Annotated in this window: 22 protein-coding genes; 3 read left to right on the forward strand and 19 right to left on the reverse strand. The window is 37.2% G+C overall.

Annotation, left to right across the window (positions count from 1 at the left end; genetic code table 11):
- Positions 1-171: 171 nt before the first annotated feature.
- The 18 genes from trxA to ACE3RB_RS14055 form a co-directional block, all read right to left on the reverse strand.
- A complete protein-coding gene (gene trxA, locus ACE3RB_RS13970; protein WP_027374941.1) occupies positions 172-489 on the reverse strand; it encodes a thioredoxin in 318 nt (105 codons plus the stop codon).
- 84 nt (positions 490-573) lie between these two features.
- Positions 574-1,749 carry a cysteine desulfurase family protein gene (locus tag ACE3RB_RS13975; RefSeq protein WP_374464771.1) on the reverse strand — a complete coding sequence of 392 codons (1,176 nt, stop codon included), beginning with the start codon at positions 1,747-1,749 and terminating at the stop codon, positions 574-576.
- A gap of 2 nt (positions 1,750-1,751) precedes the next feature.
- Entirely contained in the window at positions 1,752-2,222 is a 471-nt protein-coding gene (locus ACE3RB_RS13980) for a hypothetical protein (protein WP_374464772.1), read from the reverse strand.
- A 24-nt stretch (positions 2,223-2,246) separates the two neighbouring features.
- Complete coding sequence (locus ACE3RB_RS13985; protein ID WP_002981245.1) at positions 2,247-2,834, reverse strand: HAD family hydrolase; 588 nt, start codon at positions 2,832-2,834, stop codon at positions 2,247-2,249.
- Between the two features lie 2 nt (positions 2,835-2,836).
- On the reverse strand, positions 2,837-3,562 hold the full coding sequence (locus ACE3RB_RS13990; RefSeq protein WP_278354046.1) for an SDR family NAD(P)-dependent oxidoreductase: 726 nt from the start codon (positions 3,560-3,562) through the stop codon (positions 2,837-2,839).
- Entirely contained in the window at positions 3,562-4,881 is a 1,320-nt protein-coding gene (locus ACE3RB_RS13995) for an FAD-binding protein (protein WP_374464773.1), read from the reverse strand. Before ACE3RB_RS13995 ends, ACE3RB_RS13990 begins: the two co-directional genes overlap by 1 nt.
- Positions 4,878-5,765 (reverse strand): decaprenyl-phosphate phosphoribosyltransferase, encoded by an 888-nt coding sequence (locus ACE3RB_RS14000; RefSeq protein ID WP_374464774.1) that lies wholly within the window; start codon positions 5,763-5,765, stop codon positions 4,878-4,880. The genes ACE3RB_RS13995 and ACE3RB_RS14000 overlap by 4 nt, the downstream gene beginning before the upstream one ends.
- A gap of 107 nt (positions 5,766-5,872) precedes the next feature.
- Complete coding sequence (locus tag ACE3RB_RS14005) at positions 5,873-6,562, reverse strand: OmpA family protein (protein ID WP_002981254.1); 690 nt, start codon at positions 6,560-6,562, stop codon at positions 5,873-5,875.
- 26 nt (positions 6,563-6,588) lie between these two features.
- A complete protein-coding gene (locus tag ACE3RB_RS14010) occupies positions 6,589-7,080 on the reverse strand; it encodes a hypothetical protein (protein ID WP_374464775.1) in 492 nt (163 codons plus the stop codon).
- A 125-nt stretch (positions 7,081-7,205) separates the two neighbouring features.
- The gene (locus tag ACE3RB_RS14015; protein ID WP_374464776.1) at positions 7,206-8,888 is read right to left on the reverse strand and encodes a S8 family serine peptidase; all 1,683 of its coding nucleotides are present in this window, start codon (positions 8,886-8,888) and stop codon (positions 7,206-7,208) included.
- A gap of 83 nt (positions 8,889-8,971) precedes the next feature.
- Positions 8,972-9,595: a WbqC family protein gene (locus ACE3RB_RS14020; protein ID WP_232721830.1), complete on the reverse strand. Its 624-nt coding sequence runs from the start codon at positions 9,593-9,595 to the stop codon at positions 8,972-8,974.
- Positions 9,596-9,654: 59 nt separating this feature from the next.
- The gene (lepB, locus tag ACE3RB_RS14025) at positions 9,655-11,313 is read right to left on the reverse strand and encodes a signal peptidase I (protein WP_374464777.1); all 1,659 of its coding nucleotides are present in this window, start codon (positions 11,311-11,313) and stop codon (positions 9,655-9,657) included.
- Between the two features lie 135 nt (positions 11,314-11,448).
- The gene (gene dapB, locus ACE3RB_RS14030) at positions 11,449-12,150 is read right to left on the reverse strand and encodes a 4-hydroxy-tetrahydrodipicolinate reductase (RefSeq protein ID WP_374464778.1); all 702 of its coding nucleotides are present in this window, start codon (positions 12,148-12,150) and stop codon (positions 11,449-11,451) included.
- A 60-nt stretch (positions 12,151-12,210) separates the two neighbouring features.
- On the reverse strand, positions 12,211-12,849 hold the full coding sequence (locus ACE3RB_RS14035) for a DUF5683 domain-containing protein (RefSeq protein ID WP_332386002.1): 639 nt from the start codon (positions 12,847-12,849) through the stop codon (positions 12,211-12,213).
- Positions 12,849-13,739, reverse strand: coding sequence for a ParB/RepB/Spo0J family partition protein (locus tag ACE3RB_RS14040; protein ID WP_002981266.1), 891 nt, complete (start codon positions 13,737-13,739; stop codon positions 12,849-12,851). The genes ACE3RB_RS14035 and ACE3RB_RS14040 overlap by 1 nt, the downstream gene beginning before the upstream one ends.
- A gap of 67 nt (positions 13,740-13,806) precedes the next feature.
- Positions 13,807-14,580, reverse strand: coding sequence for a ParA family protein (locus tag ACE3RB_RS14045; protein ID WP_002981269.1), 774 nt, complete (start codon positions 14,578-14,580; stop codon positions 13,807-13,809).
- 164 nt (positions 14,581-14,744) lie between these two features.
- Positions 14,745-15,596 (reverse strand): energy transducer TonB, encoded by an 852-nt coding sequence (locus ACE3RB_RS14050; protein WP_374464780.1) that lies wholly within the window; start codon positions 15,594-15,596, stop codon positions 14,745-14,747.
- Positions 15,597-15,888: 292 nt separating this feature from the next.
- Positions 15,889-17,175 carry an adenylosuccinate synthase gene (locus tag ACE3RB_RS14055; RefSeq protein WP_374464781.1) on the reverse strand — a complete coding sequence of 429 codons (1,287 nt, stop codon included), beginning with the start codon at positions 17,173-17,175 and terminating at the stop codon, positions 15,889-15,891.
- A 175-nt stretch (positions 17,176-17,350) separates the two neighbouring features.
- Here ACE3RB_RS14055 and ACE3RB_RS14060 point away from each other — a divergent pair, with 175 nt between their 5' ends.
- The 3 genes from ACE3RB_RS14060 to ACE3RB_RS14070 all read left to right on the forward strand — a co-directional run bounded on the left by ACE3RB_RS14060 (position 17,351) and on the right by ACE3RB_RS14070 (position 19,425).
- On the forward strand, positions 17,351-17,935 hold the full coding sequence (locus tag ACE3RB_RS14060) for a hypothetical protein (protein ID WP_374464782.1): 585 nt from the start codon (positions 17,351-17,353) through the stop codon (positions 17,933-17,935).
- Between the two features lie 13 nt (positions 17,936-17,948).
- Entirely contained in the window at positions 17,949-18,878 is a 930-nt protein-coding gene (locus ACE3RB_RS14065) for an alpha/beta fold hydrolase (protein WP_374464783.1), read from the forward strand.
- A 70-nt stretch (positions 18,879-18,948) separates the two neighbouring features.
- Positions 18,949-19,425 (forward strand): adenylate kinase, encoded by a 477-nt coding sequence (locus tag ACE3RB_RS14070; protein ID WP_374464804.1) that lies wholly within the window; start codon positions 18,949-18,951, stop codon positions 19,423-19,425.
- Positions 19,426-19,573: 148 nt separating this feature from the next.
- Here the strand turns inward: ACE3RB_RS14070 and ACE3RB_RS14075 are convergent, their stop codons facing one another.
- Entirely contained in the window at positions 19,574-21,163 is a 1,590-nt protein-coding gene (locus ACE3RB_RS14075; protein WP_374464784.1) for an ABC-F family ATP-binding cassette domain-containing protein, read from the reverse strand.
- Positions 21,164-21,287 lie beyond the last annotated feature (124 nt).

Here is a 21,287-nt window from a genome sequence, read left to right on the forward strand (position 1 = left end):
CTCCGCCGTGACAGGGCGGCATTCTAACCAGCTGAACTACCGGATCATTTTTTAAAGAACATCGTTTCTTTTTCGTGGTTGCAAAATTACATCTTTTTTTGTTATCTGCAAATTATTTTAGAAAAAAAGCCTCCCAATACTGGAAGGCATTCATTATCAAACTTATTTTTTTTATAAGTGAGCACTTAATTTTTCAGCGATTACCTCTTTTGGAGCTACACCTACTAATTTATCTACTACTTCTCCGTTTTTAAAGATAAGAACTGTAGGAATATTTCTGATACCATACTGCATAGAGATTTCCTGGTTGTTATCCACATCTACTTTCCCAACTACTGCTTTACCTTCAAAATCTGATGCTACTTCTTCGATGATTGGTCCTAAAGTTCTGCAAGGTCCGCACCATACTGCCCAGAAGTCTACTAATACCGGTTTGTCTGATTTTAAAACCGTATCCTGAAATGAGCTGTCTGTAATTTCTAAAGCCATTTTTGTTTCTTTTATTTTATTAATATTATTTTCTTTTTTATCCTCTTATCGGATATTCAAAATTACGATTTTTAGAGCACAAGACTATCTATGCTCAACATTAGTTTTTTCTATAGTGTAATCTTTTGAAATTTCTTTCAGTGCATTTACTAAGGCATCAATATCCGATTTGGTCGTCATATGGCTGAAAGAGATACGCAATGGCGTACAGTGATCCATTTCGTCTTCAGAAAGCACCATCATCATTACCATTGAAGGTTTTGATGCTCCTGACGAACACGCGCTACCCTGAGAGATTGCAATTCCTTTCATATCCAGCTGAAGTCCTATCAATGGATTTTTATAAGGTAGTAATGCACTTAAAACCGTATAAAGACTGTTTTCCTTTTCAGCACTTCTTCCATTGAACTTTATACCTTCAATTTCTGCAGAAAGCCTTTCAATTGCATAATCTTTGATATCCTGCATATGACGGGTATATTCTTCCATATGATTCAGAGAAAGCTCCAATGCTTTCCCCAGCCCTACAATACCGCAAACATTTTCAGTTCCTGCTCTAAGGCTTCTTTCCTGTGGTCCTCCGGTGATAATTCCTTTTAATCCTGTTGCCTTTCTGATAAATGCAAATCCGGCACCTTTTGGCCCGTGAAACTTATGAGCACTGCAGGAAGCAAAGTCTACAGGGATATCAGAGAAATCCAGGTTCATATGAGCCATTGTCTGTACAGTATCCGAGTGGAAAAGCGCATTATGCTCTTTGCACAGCTGTGCAACTTGTTTAAGATTGATGATATTTCCTATTTCGTTGTTGGCATGCATTAAGCTTACCAGTGTTTTTTTATCTGATGCTTTTAAAAGCTCTTCTAATTTAACAAGATCAATATCTCCTTTTTCATTCGGGCGGATATAGTTTACTTCTACTCCTTTTCTGCTTTTCATATCCAGAATACTTTCAGAAACACATTTGTGCTCCAGAGGAGAGCTGATGATTCTTTCTACTCCAAGGTGTTCTACCGAGGATTTGATGATCATATTGTTGGATTCTGTTCCACAGGAAGTGAAAATGATTTCAGCGGGAGTTACATGAAGATAGTCTGCAACCTGTCTTCTTACATTTTCAATAAGGATTTTTGCTTCCTGTCCAAAGCTGTGCGTTGAAGACGGGTTTCCGAAATTCATCTTCATAGTGCCAACCATTGCATCTATAACTTCTTCTGCAAGCGGAGTGGTTGCGGCATTATCTAAATATACTTTATCCATTATTATTTTGAATATTTTAATTCTACGGAGGTAAACTGGTAATCTGCAGGAACAGTGAAAATAAACCAAGGGTTGGAAATTACCTGAATTTCCATTCCACCGGATGGTGCTCCGGCCGGAACTTCCACATATAAAATTTTATTTTTCACAGATACACTTTTGATCTCATCAATGGTGTGGCTTCCTGATCTAAAGGTTCCCAGATTGTATAAAACAACTTTTTTATTTTTAGGAAATTGCGGGTATTTGATGTAAGATCCATCTCCTTCCGGGCCTATAACGCCAAAACTTCCTTTAATTGTATTACGAAAATCTGCTTCTTCCTTAATAATTCTAAAACCTGCCTGCGCTGCACCTCCCTGTGACTGGGATACAATAAGTTCTGCGTCATGCTGACTATCAGCACTCTTTTGAGACGGTGTAGCTGCACAGCTCATAAAGATTACCGCACATGCAATTAACAGGCTTTTCATTTTTTACAATTTTATCTCCCAAAATTAATGAAAAAATTGGTAATGTCCTTCATTTGCCCATTTCAACATTGGCCGATCTCCGGAAGTATCTCCAAATGCAATAATTTTATCGTACTTTGAATCGTTGATTTCTTCTTTAATTCTTATCAGTTTTTCCTTCCCGTTACAGTTTTTCCCCACAAAATTTCCTGTGAAAACTCCGTTCTTAAACTCTGCCCGCGTAGAAACCAGCTCCATTTTAAGTTCTTCAGCAAAAGGTTTTACCCAGATATCCAATGAAGCGGTTACCAATAAACTCTGTGTATTATTCCTATCGATATTTTTTATAAAGTCTAATGCATTCTCCCTCACAATTTTAGGATAATGCTGTTCAAAAAACTGCTTAGATTTCTGTTCGATCTTTTCCTGGCTTTGACCTTTTAAAATAGAGCCTATAAAACTTTTCTTCACTTTTTCAGTTTCAGCCAGTTTCAGCTTCAGCAGGATAAAGAGAGGTACATGTCTCAAAAATTGTATACGGTATTTCGTAGAATCGTAGAATTTAAGATACATAAACATAGTATCTTTATACGTCAGGGTTCCGTCAAAATCAAAACAATACAATTTTTTCATTTTTAAAGCTTTAATTTTTTGAATATAAACTCAGGGATATTCCTGATAATCATCATAATAATACTCCAAACCGGCAAAACATATGCCACGTTTTTTTCCTTTTTGAAGGCTTTATAAATACAGGCAGCTGCCTGTTTGGGTGTTGCTGTCAATTTAGGGTTTAAAGGCAGGCCTTCTGTCATCTTGGTCGCCATAAACCCGGGTTTTATTGTAAGCACATGAACTTTTTTATCAAAAAGGTAATTTCTCAAACCACTCAGATAGGCAGTAAAAGCAGCCTTTGCGCTTCCATAGATAAAGTTGCTCTGCCTTCCCCTGTCACCTGCTACTGATGAAAGGCCAATGATTGTTCCTGATCTTCTGCTTTCAAATTTATGGGCAAAATAATTCATTACAGGAACCAGTTTCGAATAATTGATGTCAATGATACGTTCTGTATTTCTGTTATCATACAATCCTTCTTCTGTTCCTTCCCCTAAATATCCTACGGCACAAAATAATACATTTGAATTGATATGATCAAATCTGTTGTAATCAATTTCTTTCGTCAGATCCAGATCAATGACTTCCGCCTGCTGAAGAAACTTTACATCAATATGTCTTGCAAAACGCTCTGTAGTTTCTTTATTTGAGGTAAAAAGATAAATTTTTTCAAACTTTTCTCCTTCCTGAAGTGCTTTTTCCACAAAAGCCTGTGCCACTTCGGATGTACTTCCCAGAACTATCATTATGAGTTATTATTTATGATTCTTTTGTGCTGTAACGACACAAATTTAGGATTTTGAATATTTTTAAGGTAACTGGTTAGCGATGATCTGCTCATGCTGTCTTTGGTAAGGTAAATTCTTCCTCCGAACTCCTGAACAATAGCATCCAGCTGATCTACAAGCTTTTTCAGCTTTGAATTGACTTTAAAATCCAGCGCTAATGTATACCCTTCTACAGGAAATGAGTTGTATGCCTGAGGATTATTTTTCCCAAAAAGTTTTAAAACAGCTAAGAAAGATCCGTTTCCGCTTTTAGCAATGGTTTCAAGGATTCTTTTCATTCCCTCTTTTCCTGTTTCTTTAGGGATTACCATCTGATACTGAATAAAACCGGACTTTCCATAGATTTTATTCCAGTCATTGATTGCATCCAGAGGATAGAAAAACGTCTCGTAATCGATAAAGTTTTTTACTTCTTTTTTTGACTGCTTCTTATAATACAGCCAGTTGAAAATTTTTACAGTAAGCGCATTCAATACAAACCCCGGAAAATAAAACGGAACTGTAGGAGAAAATTTCTTCTTCAGCCTCAAAGGAGTTTTTGAAAAGTTTTGTGGAAGCTCGTGCTGGAAAGCATGCTCTCCTCTCATCAGGATACTTCTGCCGATATTTTTTCCTTTCTGAAGACAGTCAATCCATGCAACGGTGTAGGTCCAGTTTTCACTTTCGTCAAACAGCTTAAATATCTCATCCAGGTTGTCTGCCTTTATGCTTTCCTGACGGATATAAGCAGATTCTATATTTTTAAGTTTAAATTTTGCTGTAAGAATAATTCCCGTAAGCCCCATTCCGCCAATAGTTGCCCAGAACCTGTCTGAATTTTCTTCCCGGGAACAGGTAATAATTTCACCATTCTCAGTCATGAGTTTAAATTCAATGACATATTCTGAAAAGCATCCTTCCGCGTGATGATTTTTCCCGTGAACATCAGAAGCAATAGCACCTCCTACTGATACAAATTTTGTTCCGGGCGTAACATAAAGAAAGTATCCTTGGGGAACAGCTATTTCCAGCACATCTGAAAGCAGTACTCCGGATTCACACTCTATTATTCCGTTTAGACGGTCAAAGCTGATGAATTTATTTAATTTTTTCGTTGAAAATATAGATTCTCCCAACGAAGCATCTCCATAACATCTTCCGTTTCCTCTTGCAATAATCTCGTTGTGGCTGAGTACAAATTCTTTTATTTTTTTGAAACTGTCCTCAGATCTCATTTCTTTCTCTACTACCGGGAAATTTCCCCAGTTTGTAACTTTCTGTGTGAAATTAGGCTTCATTTCTTAAAATAAATTTGAATTAAAAATGCAACTACCCAAAGCAATAAAGTAACCTGTATATAACGGTCTCTGTAGACAATTTTTGTAGGGGATTCCGTTCTGTTGTAAACAAGCGTCTGCTGAAGGTATCTTAACAATGCGAACACCACGAAAATCACCGTATAAAAAACTCTTTCATGAAATCTTTCCTGTACTTCCGGAGACAGGGTAAACATCAGGTAGCATACTATGGCCAGCGTAATGGAAATAGACAAGGCAATATCTGCAAACTGAACGTTATAACCATCCAATGCTTTTCTTGTTTTTCCTGAAACCTGGGCATTGATAAGTTCACCTCTTCTTTTCCCGATTGCCAGCACCAACGCCAATACAAACGTCAAAAGAATCGCCCATTGCGAAATACTGATTCCGGTAATATAACCACCCGCCAGAACCCTTAATACAAATCCTATGGCAATAATAAAAATATCAATGATAGGTACATGCTTAAGCCTGAATGTATAAGCAAGATTCATTACCACATAAAATCCTATGATGATTGCAAATTTCCAAAGTATTTCATGGAAATAAAGTTGCGTAAAAAATACAAGGCCGATATCTGCAATGATAAGACCTATAAGAATGCCTATGGCTTTTGATTTTGAAATAGCTCCGCTAGCCAGCGGCCTTCTCCTTTTTTCGGGGTGCTTTTTGTCTGCTTCAATATCATTATAATCATTCAGGATATACACAACACTTGCCGCAAGGGAAAATATTAAAAATGCGAAAATGCTCTTAACAAGCAGGTCTATGTTGGTAATATTACCTGAAAAAAACAGAGGGACAAATACAAAAAGGTTTTTCACCCATTGCTCCACACGGAGCAGCTTTAAATATTTCTTCATTTATGTTATTTCAAATACAAAAATAATAAATTCAAAATTGCTAGCATAAAAATACAAAAAAAACCGCCGGGGCGGTCTTTTACGAAAATATTTATATATTAAATTAACTATTGCCCTTGTTTGGCATCATTAATCATTTTTTCATTGGCTGTAATGGCAAACTCCACTCTTCTGTTTTTAGCTCTTCCTTCTTCAGTATCATTGCTGGCTACAGGCATCGCTTCACCTTCACCTTTTGTAAACATTCTGCTTGATGCAATTCCTTTTCCTGTTAAATATGCTTTTACAGCATCTGCTCTTCTTTGAGAAAGCTTAAGGTTGTAATCATCTGAACCTTTGCTGTCTGTGTGACCGTAGATATTGATGTTTGTATCCGGGTTATTGGCAAGTACTTCAGCTAATTTATCAAGGTTGGTCTGTGCAACAGAAGTAAGGTTTGAAGAGTCGAAAGCAAAGTTAACAATACTTTCATTCATTGTTACTTTAATACCGTCTCCTACTCTTTCTACCTGAGCACCCGGTAAAGTTTCTTTAATATCTCTTGCCTGCTTATCCATTTTGTTACCGATAACATTACCTGCAACACCACCGATAATACCTCCCAATACAGCTCCGATAGCTCCGTTTCCTCCTTTACCTACATTATTACCTAGGATACCTCCCAGTACTGCTCCTGAAGCAACACCTACTGCTGTACCTCTTTGTTGGTGATTTGAATTCTGAACCGCTTCACAGCTCGTCAATAATAATGCTGATGACAAGAAAAGGGCTCCTACGTATGTTTTTGTAAATTTCATTTTTTCTGATCTTTTATGTTGATAAATTATTTCATTCCTGTTCTCTGGAAGTTGTAAACTACTTTTACATTACCTCCTTCAAAAGGAACATCCTGCTCAAGAGAAAACTGATCTGTTGACTGATTGATCAAGGTAAGGCTGTAACCTACCGTATTTTGTTTTGCTTTTGTACCTGAAGCAATTTTTTTAAACATAAACGTGTTACCGTCTTTTACTTCAAATTTGATAGGCTGTGTAATTGCCGGGCAATTTCCACCACCGTTTAAAGTATAAGCTCCTGTCCAGTTATTAGGAATCAATCTCCAGTGACTTCCTACGAAGCACTGTGCGTCTGCACCTTCGTCAAAAGGCTTAATTTTATAACCTTTATCGTAATCTATGCTCACAATCTGCCAGTCTCCTTTCATTTTCAGGAAATCTGCTCTTTGATTTTGAGATGTAGCAGCTTTGTTAACAGAGGAACACGAAACTGCAAAAAGTGATGTTCCCAACATCCCTGCAAGTAGTAACTTTTTCATTTTGTTGTTTATTATTTTGTTACTATAAAGTTACAAAAAACCGTGCCAAATTTTAAAATAAAAAATAAAAAGTCCGAAAAAAATTCGGACTCTTTATGTTTTCTCCTTAAACACAGGAAGATAAATTATTTTTTAACAGCCTTTTTTACGGATTTCGAAGGCTTGATACTGCCTGATGTCTTGCCTTTGTAGAAATTAGTATAAGCATATTCTGCTGCTTTTTTCAGATCGATAACTCCGCCAGCCTGAGATTGGTCTGCAAATCCGTTTGCCGTACTCGGATTGCTGCTTTTCACAAGTGCTTCAATAATCTGATAAGGCTTCAATTCGGGCATATAAGCCAATAAAACAGCTGCTGCTCCGGCTACTACAGGGGAAGCCATAGAAGTTCCCTGAAGGTATTTGTATTCGTTTTTAGGAACGGTAGAATAGATTTCTTCTCCGGGAGCGAAAACATTCACCATTTTTTTATTGTAATTAGAGAAATCTGCTCTCAGTGCATTATTTTTATTGGTGCTTGCTCCTACGACAAGAACATTGCTCACGAATGGTTTTTCATCAGTAACGTTTTTAAAATTGGTAGGATATGCCAAGTGCTCTGCAACATCTTCATTTTCATTACCTGCTGCCTTCACTAAAAGAACGCCTTTCTCTTCAGCATATTTGAAAGCATCCCAAACGAAATTTTTACCTGGCGAAACAGGTTTACCAAAGCTCATGTTTAAGACTTTAGCACCGTTATCCACTGCATATCTGATAGCATTGGCAACGTCTTTATCCCTTTCATCTCCATTAGGTACAGTTCTTACAGACATAATTTTTGCCACTTTTGAAGCTATTCCGTACTGGACTTCTTTTCCCTGCGGAAGTCCTGCAATAATTCCTGCTACGTGAGTTCCGTGCTCTGCATCCGGTCCTTCGTAATGGTTGTTACCATAGATTTTTTCAGAATAGTCATCATAGTTATCCCCTACAATCTCTTTTCTCGGATCATATGAAAGATCATATTGTTTTGCTGCAGGAGCAAAGTGATCGATAGCGTCCTTCATTTCCTCCTTCATCTTTTTTTCAAACTCTGCAGCTGATTTTCCTTTGAATTCCGGGCTTTGCGAAATCTGACCTAAGAAATCCAATGCTATAGCATCTTTCTGATCTGTCGGTGCCTTGATGGCAGCCAGTGTTTCAGCAGTTACAGGCTTACCTGCCAGTAACTTTACCATATTAGGAATCAATTCGTTCAACATAGAATAAGTTCTGAAATTCTGCTGAGCCTCGACACTTTTCTTATTAAACATGTCTTTAGCCTGCATGTACATATCAAACTCATCTTTCATCTTAGCCTGGTTGGCTTTATTCTTTGCAGAATCATCTCCTTCGAAAATAGGCTTATATTTAGCAACAACCCTTGTTACTTCCATATTATCGATATCAATATCACCGTTTTTACCTCCTATGAAGTTCCATCCGTGTACATCATCGATGTATCCGTTTCCGTCGTCATCTTTACCGTTTCCAGGGACTTCATTAGGGTTGGACCATAGGTTCTTTACCAATCCGGGGTGATCTACCTGCACTCCGCTGTCCAGTACGCCCACCACTACGGTTTTAGGCTTCAGCCCTTTAGATTCCAAGTATTTATAAGCATTTGCAGTATTTACTCCATATACTTTTGAAGTTGCAAAATCTTTATGATACCATGTCATCAGATCTTTATCTTCGTTTGGGTCAATACTTTTAGCTTTAGATTCCTGTGCAAAAGAGAAACTAAAACCTGCTAAAAAAACTGCAGCTAATAATACCTTTTTCATATGTTGATATTTAATTTTTAAAGAGATATGCCAATCGCCGTTATCTGTTTTATGCCTGAAAATTTATCAACAGCGATTGTAACCTAATATTGTTGTTTTACATTTTTAATATACACCAGTGATTCCGGGCCTTTATTACAAATAAGGTCAAGAACCGAAAGATCTTCCAAAAATCCGAATTTATCAGAAAATGTCTGGTAATATTCTTCCATCTGAAATTCTGAAGGAAGTTTTGCCGAAAACTTTTCCCTGAAATTGATGCTTTCAGGATTTTTGATATATTCTTCATTCAAAGAGTGTGCCTTTTCCGTTTTCAGTATCTGTTGGATGACTTCTATACCTTTAAGGTTAAAATCAAGAAGGAACTTTTCTTTAAGATCAAATATTTTTCTGAATTTATCTTCGTAATACTCAAAATAAGGGGAACTCTGGTACGCTGTTTTGATAGATTTCCAGTGAAGTGTTCTCCAGTCTTCGCGGTAAGAAATTTCAATATCTTTAAATTCTCTTTTCCCGTTATGGTGGATAGGAATTATTAATGACAATTTTCCGTTCGCGCCATAGATATTGGCACGGTTTCTATAAGTCTGTTTCGGGAAGTTTTCAAACTGTTCAAATACAATTTCATTCTCAGGATTCAAAAAAACCGAGAACCACGAGATTGGGGGCATATAAAATGCCGGCAATAATACGTTCGTCATATTCATAATGCAAAAATGAAGTATTTTTTCAAATACTTCATTCTATTTTAAGTTTAATTTTTCTATTAATCGTCTTCAGTTTTTTTCTTTCTGAACAATTTCATGAAATACTCCCAACCAAAGAACAGGATCAGAATCATTGCTGCAATCCACCAGTAAGAGGTTTTATTGGCTTCTCCTGTATTGGTTGCTTTAAACATTCTTTCCCAACGGATTTTAAATGGTGCCTGGTAAGTAGAACTGTTGTCTGCAAATGCACCCTGAAGGCTCAGCCATGTAAACATTGGCTTTCCAACGATATTTTCTTCAGGAACGAAACCAAAGAATCTGGCATCCAGTGATGCATCTCTATTGTCCCCGATCATCATATAATAATCCTGCTGAATGGTATATTGATTTGCTTCCTTTCCGTTGATGAAAATTTTTCCGTTCTTTTTTTCCAGGCTGTTATGCTCATACTCAGAGATGATCCACTGGTACATTGGAAGGGTTTCCTGATTGATGGCAACCACATCTCCTTTTTTAGGAATTCTAACCGGGCCATACCAATCAGGGTTCCAAGCTTTATTAACTGGAAATATTGACTGTGTAGTATCTATACTTTTTGTATATGCTGTTTTATCCGCATTCACTTTATATTGAATTGCAGCCATTCCTTTAGGTAAAATACTTTCTTGCATATCAATTACACTCGGCAATTCTTTAATGTCTTTAGCAATTCTGTCAGTTAGTCCTAGGAAAGTATATTTAAACCCGTTATTTGTTTGTTCCTCATTTACAGGTAAAAAGCCATAACCTTTATATAACGTAGGAATATCTAATTGTTCTTTAGTATTCACAACATATGCATGTTGTACTTCCTGGTCTCCCAAAACGGTTTCCGGTTTTCCATTAACGAAAAGTCTTCCGGCTCTCATTTCAAAAGTATCACCTGCTGTTGCCACACATCTTTTTACATAAGGATCTTTTCTGTCAATCGCTGTATGTACGGAATCCTGAGGATAGTTAAAAACCACCACATCATTTTTCTGCGGCTTATTGAATTGTAAGATTCTTGTATAAGGAAGCTTTACAGCATCTACATAAGATTTAGGATCATCTTTCGGGTTTCCTTTCTGCCCTGTATCCATAATGGTTCCCTGAAGGAAAGGTATTGCTACCGGGCGCATCGGAAGTCTGTATCCGTAGCTCCATTTATTTACAAAAAGGAAGTCACCTACCAATAATGTTCTTTCCATAGATCCTGTAGGAATCCCAAAAGGCTGGGTTACAAAAACGTGGATGATGGTAGCAAAAACTACAGCAAAGGTAATAGAACCAATGAATGTATCTTTCTTCTTATCATTTTTCTCTTCATCTGTAAGGAACAGGTCATTTGCATTTTCATCTTCTAACTCTACATCTTTGGAATAGTTGATTACTGCCATGTAAATAAACGGAAGGATCACCGTAAGAATCTGATCTTTGAAAAGTGTTTTCCCAAACTTTTTCACCAAGTAAAGGTGGAAAACAGACATCATGATTGGCCCTACTATCGGAAGATAAGACAGAATTGCCCACCATTTCGGATGTTTTGTTTCTTTCAGAATGATGAAGTAGTTGTAGAAAGGGATAAAAGCAAATAAAGGGCTGTACCCCATTTTCTTGAACAGTTTCCAAGATGAAATCCCCATCAATACGGATAGTATGAGGACATATACTGTATAAGTTAAAAAATAATTCATAAATTTTTTGTGCCTATTCTTATGATATAAATGATAAATGATGAGTAATAAATGATAAAAGCAGTCCGCTGTTTACAATTCACTATTCATCATTTTCTGTATTATTGGTCTGCAATTTACAGAATTTGTTACAAATTAAAGTCCCAAAACATCTTTCATTCCGAAGTTTCCTTTTTTATCTTTGATCCATTCTGCAGCTACCACAGCTCCCAGCGCAAAACCGTTTCTGTTGAAAGCGGTATGCTTGATCTCGATTTCATCAACTTCACTTCTGTAATATACACTGTGGGTTCCCGGAACCTCATCTTCACGTATTGCAAAGATACCAAGCTGTTTTCCTTCTGTTTCTTCCAGCTTCCACGCTTCAAATTTCGGATTGTTCTGGATGATTCCTTCTGCAATGGAAATTGCGGTTCCACTTGGAGCATCTTTTTTATGGATGTGGTGATTTTCTTCCAGCTGACAAGAGTATTCATCTACGTTTTTCATCAGATCTGCCAGCTTTTCGTTTAAAGCAAAAAATAAATTCACTCCTAAACTAAAATTAGAACCGTATAAGAAAGCGGTATCGTTATCCACCGCTAATTTTTCAATTTCAGCTTTTTTCTCAAGCCATCCTGTAGTTCCGCAGATCACAGGAATTTTGTTTTCAAGACAGGCTTTGATGTTTTCAAAAGCCACTTCCGGTAATGAGAATTCAATCACGACATCCGGATTATTAAAATTTTCAGCAGTTGGGGTTTCCTTCAGGCGGGCAACTACTTCATGACCTCTCTTCTGTGCGATCTCATCAATGATCTTACCCATTTTACCGTAACCAACTAATGCTATTTTCATATAATCTTTTTTATTTTTACTCCTGCATTCAATATGGTTTTCCTGCAGGTATGTTGTATTTTAAAATCTATAACTTAAACTGAATCCCGTTTTCGGAGCACTATAACCGTATTGATCCTGAATAACCGATGGCTTAAAAACCAAATCCGGGTCATGGCGGCTTTCGTAAAGGTGTGCATCTACTACAGCGTCTACAATATTCAGGATATAGATCAATCCTGTAATGGCAATGGCATAATCCCTTTGTCTTTTGGCTCTGTCCTGTGCATTTCCTAAGGCTCTTTTATCTAGCCACGGGTGGCTGTCCACAAATTCATTAGGAGTTCCGTTCAGTTTTGCTACGTAATATTCACGGTATTTTTTGTACTGGTTATCATTCCATACAGCAATACCTACTCCAGCCCCTACAGCTCCCCAGACAATCGGAATTTTCCAATACTTTTTATTATAAAACTGCCCCAGTCCCGGCAGAACAGCAGAATACAATCCTGCTCTGGTAGGATTCAGCTTTATGGTTTTTGCAGTGGGGCCATTGGCTTTCTCAAGATCTTCAATGATCTTTGCTTCTGTTTTGCCTGGTTTTACCACACGGGGTTCTTCTTTCGGAGGAGTCTCCATCCGAACGGTATCGATAGGTTTTACTTGTGAATAAGCAAGTGCAGCAATACACAAGAAAAATGTGAAAAATATTTTCTTCATTATTTAATATGGGATAAAATATATTCCAGCTCTTCTTCATTTTTGAAGTCCAGAACAATTTTACCTTTTTTACCATTTCCAGAAGCTTTGATTTCCACTTTTACATCCAGGATGTCAGCGATGGTCTTCTGGGCTTTTTTATAATTATTGGAAAGCTCCACTTTTGCTTTTTTAGCAGCCGGAGACTTTGGATTCTTTAATGCTGCAGCTGCCTGCTCTGCCTGACGAACGTTTAATTTTTCTTTGATAATAAGATCAAACAAAACCTGCTGATCTTCTTCGCTTTCAAGACTGATAATAGCTCTTCCGTGTCCTGCAGAAATCTCCCCGCTTCTGATAGCATTCTGAATATCCGGATTTAATCTTAAAAGCCTGATAGAGTTGGTAATGGTACTTCTGTCCTTCCCTACTCTCTGGCTCAATGTTTCCTGAGTAAGCCCGATTTCTTCCAAAAGTCTATGATAGGTCAAAGCAATTTCGATGGCATCAAGATCTTCTCTCTGGATATTTTCAACAAGAGCCATCTCAAGAAGCTCCTGATCATTCACCAGACGAATATAGGCAGGAATAGTTGTTAAGCCGGCAATTTTAGTCGCCCTGTAACGTCTTTCCCCGGAAATGATTTCAAACTTCTCACCATCTTTTCTCAGGGTAATCGGCTGGATCACACCTAAATTTTTAATTGACTGTGCAAGTTCGTTTAATGCTTTTTCATCAAAATAAGTTCTCGGCTGCGTCGGGTTCGGATAGATATCTTCAAGCGCAACTTCTACAATATTCCCCACAAACTTATCTGCTCCCTCATCAGTAGCGGAGTTGATCGTTGCTTTGGATTCTGCACTTAAAATGGCGCCCAGGCCGCGTCCCATAGCTCTTTTTTTGTCCTTCATAGATATAATTGATAAATGATGTTTGAGAAGTGATGACTGGCATTCACTTTGGCCATTTATTATTAATTTAATTCTTTATTAAGTTTTCATTTTTTAAAAGAACTTCTTCAGCTAACTGAATATACTGAACAGCTCCTTTACTTTCCGCATCATAATTTAGGATACTTTCCCCGAAACTTGGTGCTTCACTCAATCTTACGTTTCTGCTGATAATGGTTTCAAAAACCATCTCAGGGAAATGCAGATTTACTTCTTCAACAACCTGATTAGATAATCTCAATCTGCTGTCATACATGGTAAGAAGAAGACCTTCTATTCCAAGATCTTTATTATGGATCTTCTGAACATTTTTAACAGTGTTCAAAAGCTTTCCAAGTCCTTCTAATGCAAAATACTCGCACTGGATCGGAATAATTACGGAATCTGCTGCCGTAAGGGCGTTTACCGTGATAAGACCCAAACTCGGTGCACAGTCGATGATAATATAATCATAATCATCTCTTACACTGGCTAATGCTTTTTTCAGCATATACTCACGGTCTTCCTTGTCAACCAATTCAATTTCTGCAGCTACAAGGTCGATGTGTGACGGAATAATATCCAGATTCGGAGTTGCTGTTCTTTTGATACAAACCCTTGTATCTGCACTATGCTCCAGCAGATTATATGTAGAATACTGAACATCCTCAACACCCAATCCGGATGTTGCATTCGCCTGAGGATCAGCATCAATAATTAATATTCTTTTTTCCAATACTCCTAATGCTGCTGCCAAATTTACAGCGGTGGTAGTTTTACCAACACCTCCTTTTTGATTAGCAATACCTATGATTTTTGCCATTATTAGAACTTTAAGATTCAAAAATACACTTTTTTCTTTGCTCTCGGTAAGTGGAGAAAATCAAAATTGAGTTAAAATATTGTTAATAAGCAATTTAACGATAAAAAAAATTATCCACAAAAAAAATTCTTTGTGGATAACTATTTGAAATTTACTTTTACATGTTAATTTTCAAATTTCATGGAGATTGGAAATTTGAAATAACTTCTTACGTATTCTCCTTTTTTGTTTTTGGCGGGAATCCATTTTCCTTTACTGGAAATCATTTTAATTGTTCTCATTGCCTCATTGTTAAAATCGGCGTTGGTTCCGTTAGCTTTTACCCCTGAGATGGTTCCGTCCATTTCTACAATAAAGGTAACTGTCGTCTTTACAACATCTTCTGATTCAAATCCTGAACCGTCGAAGCTGTTCATTACTTTATTTCTGAAGGAGTCTATTCCGCCAGGATAACTGGCTTCTACTCCCAATTCTCCTGCTTCAGCAATTTTAGTTTTGTCCACCGGATCAGCAATTACAGGTGGAGGTGTCATGATTACAGGCCCTGTTCCTACTGTTACTGTTGGAACATTAGGTGTATTCGGCGCCACAGGATCTCCTTTAAAATTGTCCTTAAAACCTGCTACTGCATCATCAGGAACAGGATCCTTTTTCACATTATCCTGAGCTGTACTTGATGGCGTAGGCACTGTACTGTCAAATGTTTTTGTATTGGGAGCTGTTTCGGGCTTTACCGGAGTAATTGTTACTGGCGGAGCTACAGGTTCATCTGGTGTAATTGGGGTAAACTCAATCTCTACTCCATCTGTTAGCACTCGTTTCCCCTCTGTTTTAAATGCTGAAATCACAAGCGGTGTTAAAGACGCAGCTGCCAATAAACTTATCCCTACAAAAAGCGCTTTGGTTAATATTCTATCTGATTCGTTTCTTAATACATAGGCACCATAGTCTTTATTGCGGTGCTCGAACAGGACTTCGTTAAACCGAAATTCCTGGTTTTGGTTATGTTGTTTCATCACTACTACTATTTAAACTGTTAAAAAAAATTTGATTATTAGTTTTATTGTTCTTATCGACAAGTACTGTTTCAATATCAAAACATCTGCCAAAATTTTATCAAAACAACATAATATTAGAAAATTTTATGATAAAGTTTAAATTTTAACATTTATAAGTAGAAAGTTTATGCAAGAAATAGGAGTTATTTCTTCTAAAGTAAGTGGTGGAACAAACTTAATGACCTCTTATAAAAACAAAAAAAGAGACCATCAATGATAGTCTCTTTTTTATTTTATGTTGTAAGAAATGTTAGAATAATTCTTTTCTGATGATGTTCTGACTTCTTTCAGGACCTACAGAAACTAAATAAACATTGATTCCTAAGTATTTTTCAATAAACTCGATGTATTTCTGAGCAGTGTCAGGAAGTTCATCATAGCTTCTTGCTTTGGTAATATCTTCGCTCCAGCCTGGTAAATCCTGATAGATTGGTTCGTAGTTGTATAGTTTTTCTGTTGACGAAGTGAAATAATCAATGATTTTTCCGTCTTCAGTTTTGTAATGGGTTACTACTTTCAGGTTTTCAATTCCAGTAAGAACGTCAAGCTTCGTGATCACAAGATTATTGATACCGTTGATCATACAGGCATGCTTTAAAGAAACAAGGTCTAACCAGCCTGTTCTTCTTGGTCTTCCAGTAGTTGCTCCGAATTCACCACCGATCTGTCTGATTTTTTCACCCAGTTCGTTATCTAATTCAGAAGGGAAAGGTCCGTTTCCAACTCTTGTACAGTATGCTTTTGCTACACCGATAAGGTTCTGAAGTGACGTTGGCGGAACACCTGCTCCTGAACAAACACCACCTGTAGATGGAGAAGATGAAGTTACATACGGATAAGTTCCGAAGTCGATATCAAGCATTAACGCCTGTGCTCCTTCGAATAAAACGTTTTTACCGTCTCTGATTGCTTCGTTTAATTCTAATTCAGTATCAACGATTCTGTCCTGAAGCTGCTTTCCGATGGCTAAATATTCATTGTAGATTTCTTCAACGTCTAAAGCCGGTTTCCCGTAATATTTTTCAAAAAGAGAATTTTTAACTTTTAAGTTTTTCTCGATTTTATCTCTTAAAATCTCAGGATTTAAAAGGTCTACCATTCTGATCCCGACTCTTGCAATTTTATCTTCATAACAAGGTCCGATTCCTTTTTTGGTAGTTCCGATCTGAGTTCCCCCGTGTTCCTCTTCACGGTAAGTATCCAAACGGATGTGGTAAGGCATGATCACATGCGCTCTTCTGCTGATAAAGATATGATCTGTTCTCAAGCCCTTGCTCTCGATCTGACCTACTTCTTTAATGAAAGACTTAGGGTTTACCACTACTCCGTTCGCAATGATACATTTCCCTTTGCATTGAAGAACTCCTGAAGGAAGAAGGTGTAGAACGAATTTTTCATCCCCTACATAAACCGTGTGACCAGCGTTGTCTCCACCCTGGAAACGCACTACATAGTCCGATTTTGCTGATAAAACATCCGTGATTTTTCCTTTGCCTTCATCTCCGTACTGAAGACCTACAACTACATAAGTTGACATATTTTACTTTTGTTTTTAGATTCGTGCAAAATTACTTTTAAAAAAAATGACGGCCAAATTCTAGAGGATATTTATTTTAAGTTGGGGTGAAAATCATAAGGTTGAATATTATTTCATCTATATTTTCACTTTCACACCTATATAAAATGGATTATATTTACTATAAATTTATACAATGAAAATTAAAATTCTGATTCTACTTTTAACCATACCTCTTTTCTACGTAAACGCTCAGAATACAGTAAATGATTATTTAAATATACCAGGTCCCATTAAGTTGAATCAAAAGGAATATAAGCTCGTATGGAGTTCACATCCTAATGAAAACTATTTCAAACAGGAATATATCAGTTCAAATGAAAACGTCAACAGATACAACAGTATGGTATTGGTCGATTTTGTAAAAGGTGATTTTAATATCAAGGATGTTGTTGATCAAAAAGCAGCTGAATTGCAGGAAATGAAAAAGGCCAACCCGGTTGTCAATTATAAGATTTTTGAAAATAAGGAAGAGTATATCTTAGATTTTCTTATCAGTGAAAATTCAAAAGACGGCAAGGAAATACTTATTGCAGAAAGAAATATTTACCGCTACAAAATTATTAGTAATGGGAAGAATAAAGGCATTCTTCTTTTTGCGCTGAGTGAAAGAGGGTATCCGGAAAATATGGATTCTTTCTTTAATAATTTAAAAACCAACACTTCAAAATTAATTGAAGCAGTTGGAAATTATAAACTTCCAGATATTGAAATAAAATAATATTCCAATTGTTATGAATTCATCCCAAAAATCAAACTATCTGGTCTCAAAAATAGACACCAACTCCCACCTCTTCCACACCTTATTTTCACCTGAAACCGCAGAAGCCACGCTACTCATTGTTCACGGTATGCAGGAACACAGCGGAAGATATGCAGAGATTGCGGAATATTTTGCAGCTCATGGGATTGCAGTATTGACATATGATCATTTGGGACATGGAAAATCGGTAAAGGAGAAAAAAGACATTGGATTCTTCCAGATTGAAAAACCGGATGAAAGACTTGTTGCAGACACGGAAATGATGGCTGATCATCTTGCAGAACAATACCCGGATGTTCCCCATTTTATTCTGGGACATTCTATGGGATCTTTTATCACACGTTGTCTTCTTCAAAAGGCAAGCAGCAAGTTTGCAGGCGCTGTCATTACAGGAACCGGCGGACCTTTACCGGGGATAGACTTGTTAAGAGGTTACTTATCTTTAGCGACAGCAATCGCACCTCATCATCGTACTTTTCTGAATTCTGTTTTTACGAATGTCAATAACAAGCAATTTAAAAAGGATAAAGATTTCAGTGATACCAGCTGGCTCAGTATTAATCCTGAAAACAGAAAGAAATTTGAAGAGGATGAACTCTGCGGAATCCCGTTCACCCATAATGCTTTTTATACCTTGTTTACCATCTATAAAAAAGCTACATCCAGGAACTGGGCTTCTTCCATTCCGAAATCATTTCCATTTTTATTGGTAAGCGGGCAGAATGATCCGATCGGTGATTTTGGAAAAGGCGTAATACATACGGTCAACAACTTAAAAGTTGATGGTTTTCAAAATGTAGACGTAAAGATCTATCCGGAAATGCGCCATGAGATTCTGAATGAGGAAATACGGGAAGAGGTACTGAACGGGATTTATAACTGGATTGTAACAAAATCATGAGACTCCATATTTTCGGAGCTTCGGTTCCGGCGTTACCACTTTAGGAAAAACACTGTCTGAGAAACTCAATATCGAATATTTTGACAGTGACGATTTTTTCTGGCTTAAAACTGAAGTTCCTTTTACAGAAAAACAGAATCCTGAAATAAGGAACACTATTGTTTCGGATAAACTTCATACCACTGAGAACTGGATTTTCGGAGGTTCTATCATTCATTGGGGTGAAAATATATTTCCGGTATTTGATCTGATTGTATTTCTCTATCTTCCTCCTGAAATACGAATGGAAAGACTGAGAAAAAGAGAATATGGAAGATATGGTGATGAAATTTTCACTCATCCGGAAAAAGCTCAAAAATATCAGGAATTCATGGAATGGGCCAAAGATTATGATTACAATACCGGGATTGCCACCAGAACTTTAAAAGCCCATCTGGAATGGCTGTCTGAGATGAATATTCCTTTCATTGAAATTTCAGGGGATTATGAACTACAACAAAAGATGGATATGGTTCTGGATGCAATCAACAGGAAAAGTGAAAAATAAAAAGCAAAATCCCGGTTATAGTCAGCCGGGATTTTTTATGATAAGTTTTGGCTAAAGCCGATGGATTTCTAATCTTATTGATAGACGCGCTAAAGCCCACCTCTACTGAATATCTGATTAATTCCGTACAATTTACAAAATACAAGCATTATTCCAGCGCTAATTCCCGGTCTATCCCAATCTCTTCCAGGAAAACTTCATCGTGGGAAATCACCAACAGGGTGCCATGATAGTCTTTGATGGAATTGGTAAGGATTTCCACGTTCTGAAGATCGAGGTTATTGGTGGGTTCATCAAGAATGATCATATCGGGTGCCTTATTGCTGATGGAAAGTCCGCAGAGAAGCAACCGTAAGCGCTCTCCTCCACTCAGCATCCCGCATTTTTTGTCCCAGGTATCTTTCCCGAATAAAAATCTGGACAGTAATGTTTTCACTTCAGATTCCTGCATGGCGCTGTCATTGAAAGTCTGTACAAAATCATACAGCGTTGAGTCATTATCAATCAGAGAATATTCCTGATCAATATAGATATTATTGAATTCAGATCTGCTTATCTGTCCTTCCGAAGGCCCTATTTTTCCCAGCAGAAGATTTATCAGTGTCGTTTTTCCGGAACCATTCCCTCCTTTAATTGATATCCGGTCTCCACTTCGGACCTCAAGCGTAAGATTTTCCTTCCAAAGTTTCTGTTCTCCATAACTGAAGTTGATATTTTCAGCAGTAATCAGAATTTTCCCTGAATGCAAACTGGAATCATTAAAATTCACTTTCATCTGATCAAAATTTCTTACCGATGAACGGAGATCCCTTAATTCATGTGAAATACCACTGATTTTCTCTGTATGAACAGATTGTAATTTCGAAGAATTTTTCTCAGCATTATTCCTTAAGGTATTCATCATAATCCTTGCTACCCCGGATTTTTCCTGTTTCCCCTTACCTCTGGCATCCAGCTTTTGTTTTCGTTCCAATGTTTCCCGCTCTTTTTCCTTGGCTTTTTTCAACGCCCGTTCTTTAGCATGAATATCATTATGTAATGCTTCTTCCTCTATCTCTTTCTGTTCTGTATAAAAATCATAATTCCCTCCATAGGCAGCTATTCCCTGATTGCTTAACTCGAAAATGCTATCAACAAGATTAAGTAATGCACGGTCATGACTTACGATCACGACAGTTGCATCTGTTTTGCCAATAAGATCATACAACAACTTTCTGCCTTCCATATCCAGATGATTGGTAGGCTCATCCAATATGATAATATCCGGCTGATTGATCTGGATTCCGGCAAGAAAAACTTTGGTTTTCTGTCCTCCGCTCAAGCCTTCCAGTTTCTGGGTAAGTTCAAAATTGCCAAGCCCCCAAAGTTCCAGGACATGCCGGCATCGTTCCTCAATATCCCAATCATCATTGAGTGTTTCAAAATAGATTTCATCCACCTCTCCGCCGGTGATTTTTTCAAGAGCATGTAGCTTCTGATCTATTTTCAGACATTCGGCAATAGTAAAATGATTGAAATTCCCAAACATTTGGGGTACATAAAAAACATCCCCCTGAATACTGACATTGCCACTTAAAGGATGTATTTCACCTGCAATTATTTTCAGCAGGGTAGATTTTCCCATACCGTTATTTCCCACTAAAGCAGACTTGGTATGAGATTGTATTGTTAAACTGGTATGATTAAATAGAAGATTTCCTCCCGGAAACCCAAAGGATATATTTTGCAGTAAAATCATGATTTCTTTCTTAATAAAGGTTAAACACCGATAACACGATGGTTATCGTTTGATCAAATCGGAAAGAAATTATATCCTACATCTCTGTATTTTTGGGTTTTGAAAGAACAAAGATAGCACAAAT

This window comes from Chryseobacterium sp. (assembly GCF_041914225.1).
Classification (GTDB): Bacteria; Bacteroidota; Bacteroidia; order Flavobacteriales; family Weeksellaceae; genus Chryseobacterium.

Bases quoted from the DNA above. Each gene is read 5' to 3' on its own strand.
- ACE3RB_RS13990 (WP_278354046.1), bottom strand. From the start codon at position 3,562: ATGATAGTTCTGGGAAGTACATCCGAAGTGGCACAGGCTTTTGTGGAA.
- ACE3RB_RS14065 (WP_374464783.1), top strand. From the start codon at position 17,949: ATGAATTCATCCCAAAAATCAAACTATCTGGTCTCAAAAATAGACACC.
- ACE3RB_RS14060 (WP_374464782.1), top strand. From the start codon at position 17,351: ATGAAAATTAAAATTCTGATTCTACTTTTAACCATACCTCTTTTCTAC.
- ACE3RB_RS13985 (WP_002981245.1), bottom strand. From the start codon at position 2,834: ATGAAAAAATTGTATTGTTTTGATTTTGACGGAACCCTGACGTATAAA.
- trxA (WP_027374941.1), bottom strand. From the start codon at position 489: ATGGCTTTAGAAATTACAGACAGCTCATTTCAGGATACGGTTTTAAAA.
- ACE3RB_RS14005 (WP_002981254.1), bottom strand. From the start codon at position 6,562: ATGAAATTTACAAAAACATACGTAGGAGCCCTTTTCTTGTCATCAGCA.
- ACE3RB_RS14075 (WP_374464784.1), bottom strand. From the start codon at position 21,163: ATGATTTTACTGCAAAATATATCCTTTGGGTTTCCGGGAGGAAATCTT.
- ACE3RB_RS13980 (WP_374464772.1), bottom strand. From the start codon at position 2,222: ATGAAAAGCCTGTTAATTGCATGTGCGGTAATCTTTATGAGCTGTGCA.
- lepB (WP_374464777.1), bottom strand. From the start codon at position 11,313: ATGAATTATTTTTTAACTTATACAGTATATGTCCTCATACTATCCGTA.
- ACE3RB_RS14045 (WP_002981269.1), bottom strand. From the start codon at position 14,580: ATGGCAAAAATCATAGGTATTGCTAATCAAAAAGGAGGTGTTGGTAAA.
- ACE3RB_RS14015 (WP_374464776.1), bottom strand. From the start codon at position 8,888: ATGAAAAAGGTATTATTAGCTGCAGTTTTTTTAGCAGGTTTTAGTTTC.
- dapB (WP_374464778.1), bottom strand. From the start codon at position 12,150: ATGAAAATAGCATTAGTTGGTTACGGTAAAATGGGTAAGATCATTGAT.
- ACE3RB_RS14020 (WP_232721830.1), bottom strand. From the start codon at position 9,595: ATGAATATGACGAACGTATTATTGCCGGCATTTTATATGCCCCCAATC.
- ACE3RB_RS13975 (WP_374464771.1), bottom strand. From the start codon at position 1,749: ATGGATAAAGTATATTTAGATAATGCCGCAACCACTCCGCTTGCAGAA.
- ACE3RB_RS14000 (WP_374464774.1), bottom strand. From the start codon at position 5,765: ATGAAGAAATATTTAAAGCTGCTCCGTGTGGAGCAATGGGTGAAAAAC.
- ACE3RB_RS14035 (WP_332386002.1), bottom strand. From the start codon at position 12,849: ATGAAGAAAATATTTTTCACATTTTTCTTGTGTATTGCTGCACTTGCT.
- ACE3RB_RS13995 (WP_374464773.1), bottom strand. From the start codon at position 4,881: ATGAAGCCTAATTTCACACAGAAAGTTACAAACTGGGGAAATTTCCCG.
- ACE3RB_RS14040 (WP_002981266.1), bottom strand. From the start codon at position 13,739: ATGAAGGACAAAAAAAGAGCTATGGGACGCGGCCTGGGCGCCATTTTA.
- ACE3RB_RS14010 (WP_374464775.1), bottom strand. From the start codon at position 7,080: ATGAAAAAGTTACTACTTGCAGGGATGTTGGGAACATCACTTTTTGCA.
- ACE3RB_RS14055 (WP_374464781.1), bottom strand. From the start codon at position 17,175: ATGTCAACTTATGTAGTTGTAGGTCTTCAGTACGGAGATGAAGGCAAA.
- ACE3RB_RS14050 (WP_374464780.1), bottom strand. From the start codon at position 15,596: ATGAAACAACATAACCAAAACCAGGAATTTCGGTTTAACGAAGTCCTG.